This window comes from Apibacter sp., from assembly GCF_025291155.1.
GTDB lineage: Bacteria > Bacteroidota > Bacteroidia > Flavobacteriales > Weeksellaceae > Apibacter.
In genome coordinates, this window is record NZ_JAMBJZ010000111.1 from 1 (window position 1) to 5277 (window position 5277).

5 protein-coding genes are annotated in these 5277 nt (G+C 28.3%); all 5 read left to right on the forward strand.

Annotation, left to right across the window (positions count from 1 at the left end; translation table 11 throughout):
• A partial coding sequence (gene guaA, locus M3Z80_RS08950; RefSeq protein WP_293919270.1) for a glutamine-hydrolyzing GMP synthase occupies nt 1–915 on the forward strand: 915 nt, incomplete at its 5' end.
• 181 nt (nt 916–1096) lie between these two features.
• Entirely contained in the window at nt 1097–2158 is a 1062-nt protein-coding gene (locus M3Z80_RS08955) for an ATP-grasp domain-containing protein (RefSeq protein WP_293919271.1), read from the forward strand.
• 72 nt (nt 2159–2230) lie between these two features.
• Complete coding sequence (locus tag M3Z80_RS08960) at nt 2231–2884, forward strand: DUF2461 domain-containing protein (protein WP_293919272.1); 654 nt, start codon at nt 2231–2233, stop codon at nt 2882–2884.
• A gap of 222 nt (nt 2885–3106) precedes the next feature.
• Complete coding sequence (locus tag M3Z80_RS08965) at nt 3107–4336, forward strand: ABC transporter permease (RefSeq protein WP_293919274.1); 1230 nt, start codon at nt 3107–3109, stop codon at nt 4334–4336.
• A 2-nt stretch (nt 4337–4338) separates the two neighbouring features.
• Nucleotides 4339–5277 (forward strand): DUF3810 family protein (locus M3Z80_RS08970; RefSeq protein WP_293919273.1); only part of this gene is annotated, 939 nt, incomplete at its 3' end.

A 5277-nucleotide genomic window follows, 5' to 3' on the forward strand; every position in this document is an offset into this window, starting at 1 on the left:
ATAAGAGAAAAAGTAGGAAATAAAAAAGTAATGCTTGGTCTTTCGGGAGGTGTGGATTCATCTGTTGCAGCAGTTCTAATACATAAAGCAATCGGAGATCAATTAAACTGTATTTTCGTTGATACGGGTTTATTACGCAAAAATGAAGCAGAGAAAGTAATGCAAGTTTATGGTGAGCATTTTAATATGAACATAAAAAAAATCAATGCTGAAGAAAGATTCTTCTTTAAACTTAAAGGAGTAGATGAACCCGAAAGGAAAAGAAAGATTATAGGCAATGAATTTATAAGGGTTTTTGAAGAAGAAGCCTTTAAATTGGAAAATATTGATTTTTTGGCACAAGGGACTATTTATCCGGATGTTATCGAATCCCAGTCAGTAAAAGGTCCTTCAGCCGTTATTAAATCTCATCATAATGTAGGTGGACTACCTGATGAGCTTAAATTAGAATTATTGGAGCCTTTGCGAGAATTATTTAAAGATGAAGTTAGAAAAGTAGGGATAGAATTAGGAATTCCTAAAGAGTTGGTATATCGCCATCCATTCCCGGGACCTGGTTTAGGTATTCGAGTAATAGGTGAAGTAACGGAAGAAAAAGTAAAAATACTACAAGAAGCTGATGATATATTCATTGAAGAATTATGTAACCATGATTTATATAATAAAGTGAGTCAGGCATTTGTAGTTCTATTGCCTGTAAAATCCGTTGGAGTAATGGGAGATGAAAGAACTTATGAATATACGGCAGTAATTCGTTCTGCAAATACCACTGATTTTATGACTGCTACCTGGTCTAAATTTTCTTACGAATTTTTAGAATTAGTTTCGAATCGTATAATAAACGAGGTAAAAGGTATCAACAGGGTCGCTTATGATATTTCATCTAAACCCCCTGCCACAATTGAATGGGAATAAGAATTATTAATATAAAATCCTGGATAATTAGATTCAGGATTTTTTTATATTTTACAATATTTTTAATGACAATTATATCTATATTAATGTAGAATGATATCTATATGAAAAAAATATTTTAAAATTTAGAGTTCTATGTGAAAAATTCTAAAAATCAAATAAAATATGAATAGAGATAATTATGAAAAATTTAAAAATAGCCATCTTATATCAGGCAAATAATCCTCCATTAGTGGATGGAATTTATAAGCCGATGAAACCTGGCGGATATTCAGACAGTGGAGCAGATATAGCTTTTGCTTTATATAAAGATTCCTTTCCCATTATAACTCCGGTAAAATTTCCTAATATTACTGTTGATATGGATTGGGTATTTCCGGATACCGAAGAAGGTATAAATCATGCTATTAATAAAGGAGCAGAGTTGCTATGGCTGAATACAGTATTATATAAGGGACATCCAATTGAAAAATTTTTTTCTAAAAATATAGGTTTTATTGGTCAGTGTCCTAATAGAGTTGATAGGTATGATAATAAAATTATCACTAATGAATTACTAAAAGATAATGGAATACCTGTTCCCGATTTTTTATTATTAAACGAGGTGAAAAAAATAAACTTAAATTTTAATTTTTCATATCCCATATTATTGAAACCGGTTCGAGGTAGGGGAAGTCAGGGAGTGATAAAAATAGATTCCGGTAAAGAATTATGCGAATGTCTCCAACAAAATCAGAAAACATATTCAAAAGATCATTCGTTTTACATTGAAAAATATTTATCTGGAAAGGAATTAACGATTACTGTAATGCCTCCAGGAAAATATAGATTTGGTAACCAATATAAAATTATGTCAGATTATTGGAGTCTTCCTCCGGTTAGAAGATTTAATCATATCAATGGAATTGCCCCCTATAATGGAACAGTTGCTGTGGTGAAAAATAGTGAAGTTTTAAATAAAGATGAGATTAAGAATAAAAAAATTAAAGAGTTATTTTCTCATTGTGAAAAAGCTGCATCTTTAGTAAAAGCTAAAGCTCCTATTAGAATAGACTGCCGATCAGATGAAAATAGTGATTATTATTTATTTGATTTAAATATGAAGCCAAATATGACAGGAAATGTTAGACCACATAGAAAAAACCAGATAAACCTTACGGGTATTGCAGCTCAAAGCATAGGATGGGCTTATCAGGATTTATTATTTAATATGATGAATCAATATTGGTACGCAAATAAATAGAATATATATCATAAATTAAAATTAAATATAAGGTAAAACTCTATATTTATAACATTAGTAAATAAGAATATTATGTTACAAAAAGAAACTTTAAATTTCTTATCGGAATTAAAAAAAAATAATAATAGGGAATGGTTTGCAGAAAATAAAAGTTGGTATGAAAATTCTCGTAATGATTTTGAGCATTTAGTATCTGAGCTTATTCAATCAATGGCTCAAATAGATCTACAAATAAAATATTTAAATCCCAAAAAGTGCATATTTAGAATTTATAGAGATATTCGATTTTCTAAAGATAAAACACCTTATAAAACTCACTTTGGTGCAGTTTTTAATGAAAAAAAGGGTTGCGGTTATTATATACATATCCAGCCGGGAAATAGTTTTCTGACCTGTGGGTATTATGATCTAACATCTAGCCAGCTAAAAAATATACGAAAAGGAATCTATGAAGACTATGAGTCCTTTCAAAATATCATTTCTGAAAAAACATTTAAAAAAGAAATAGGGGATTTGTCACAAGATGATACGAAGCTAAAAAGGATTCCTAACGGTTTTGATAAGGATAGTCCTGCTGCCGAATATTTAAAATTAAAAAATTTTTACGTTATCAAAAATCTACCTCAGGAAAAATTATTTAGTAATGATTTTATAGCATATGCTACACATATCTATACATTAATGCAACCCTTCTATGAATACCTTGAGGAATTTGCTCGCGATTGATTATTTTTTTATTCAAACGAATCTAATTTAGCTAATTATAGGAGTATTTGTTGATAATTAATTAAAATTTTTAAGGGCGATTGGAAGGTTGGCACTAGGTGTGAAATATTTTTTATAATCAAAAAATAATAATGCATTATATAATGCTCTCAAAAATAATCAAATAGAGTAAAAAAGGTAATAATAATAAACAATTGAGTATATTTGAAAAAAATATTCGAGTTGAACTTTACCTGGTTTATATCCAAGAAAATTGCTTTATCTAAAAGCAATAAAAACAACCTATCTCAAACTATAATTCGTATAGGTCAAACAGCTATAGCCATAGGAATTATTGTTTCTGTTATAACAATGGCTATAGGATTTGGCTCAAAAAAAGCAATTAAACAAAAAATGGCCGATTTTAACGGCCATGTAACTATTAGAAGTTACGACAGTAACAATTCCTTTAATAGTTCAAAATTAAATAAAAGTAATGTTTTATTACAGAAAATAAAGGAAGATCCCGATGTTTCCAACGTTCAAGCATATGCTACAAGAAGTGGAGTTATTAGGACAGAATCAAGTTTTGCCGGAGTAATATTAAAAGGAGTTTCAGATGATTTTGATCGAAATCGATTTAAAGAATTTATGATTAAAGGAGATATTCCTAACTATTCTAAAGATTCAATAAGTAATGATGTAATATTGTCTGAAAAAATAGCAAAAGAAATGAAACTTGATATTGATTCTTCTTTTGTAATGTTTTTCGTAAGAGAAAATACAACTCCAATATATAGACGTTTTATTGTAAAAGGTATTTTTAGAACGGATATTAAGCAAATTGATGATGTTTTTTTAATAGGAGACATACAACATATACAGAAATTAAATCATTGGAATCCTGAAGATATTGGAGGATATGATATTTTTACTAAAGATATTGAGGATTTGGATCATGTTTTTCCTGAAATAGAGGAATGTGCCGGATTTAATAATTATGCAGAAAAGGCTACAACTACCTTTTCGCAGATAAATGATTGGATTCGAATTTTTGACACAAACATATTTATTATTATGTCTATAATGATGATAGTTGTTGGTATCAATATAATAATGGTGTTACTTATCTTAATTATTGAGCGAACAAATTCTATAGGAATGTTGAAAACCCTGGGAGCTTCCAACAAACAGATTAGAAGTATATTTATAAATTATACTCTTTTTATTATGATTCCCGGTTTACTGATAGGAAATTGTATTGCTATTGCATTGCTATATATTCAAAAATATTTTGAGGTTGTAAAGTTAGATCCGGATAATTATTATGTAAGCTCTGTGCCTGTTTATATAAACTTCAGTTATATTTTTTTAATTTCTTTGGCAACCTTAGTCATCAGTGGAGTCGTATTGTTGTTACCTTCCTTTATAATTTCTAAAATGACTCCAATAAGATCTATAAAATTTCAATAAACATGTTAGTTAAAAAAAAAATAAAAGTAAGTATAAACGGTTTATTGTCTTCACTTTTATTACAATTTTTCCTATTTCAAGTGTTGAAAATGAGTTTAAAATCAACTAATAGTTGGTATTTTCATTTTGTCATAAAAGTTAAGCATATATTAAATACAATTTTTGGAATCACATCTTTTTCTATAGGAGATTATTTGTATATTTTTTTGTCGGCACTTATCATAATTTGGCTTCTACTTGCATTCATAAATTTTATTAAAAAAAAGAAGGATAAAATAACCTCTTATTTTATTAAAATTTTGTTTCTTTTAAACATTTTGTATGGATGGTTTATGTTTTCCTTTGGCCTATTATATAATTTTAAAACCTTTATACAATTTGAAAATCCTCAAGAAAAATTTTTTTTAAACGATTATAAAATAGTTGCGAAACATTTATTTAATGAATGTTTGAAGTTAAAAGAAGAAGTATCCAATAATAAAAAGGGAGAATTTACTGTAGATCGTTACAAAATGATTAGAGAAATTAATCTAGAACAAAATGCTTTTTATGGAATATCCAGACAAAAAGAAAATGTAAAAGTATCTTTATTCAATCCCATTATGAATAAGTTAGGTATATTAGGTTATTATAACCCATTTACCGGAGAAGCACAGGTAGCAAAAGGAATTCCAGATACATCAGTTCCCTTTACTATAGCACATGAAATGGGACATCAGGCAGGAGTAGCAAGGGAGGACGAAGCTAATTTTTACGCCTTTTATATGGGAGAGTCTTCTCTTAATAAAGATTTTCAATATAGTGTTAAATACAAAGCTCTAAACTATTTATTGAGAGAAATATACGTGAATGATTCTGCCTATGTACATATAATTATAAAAAATTATTCCGAAGGAATGAAAATGGACCGAGAGAAAGAAAAAAAATATTATTTAAGAATG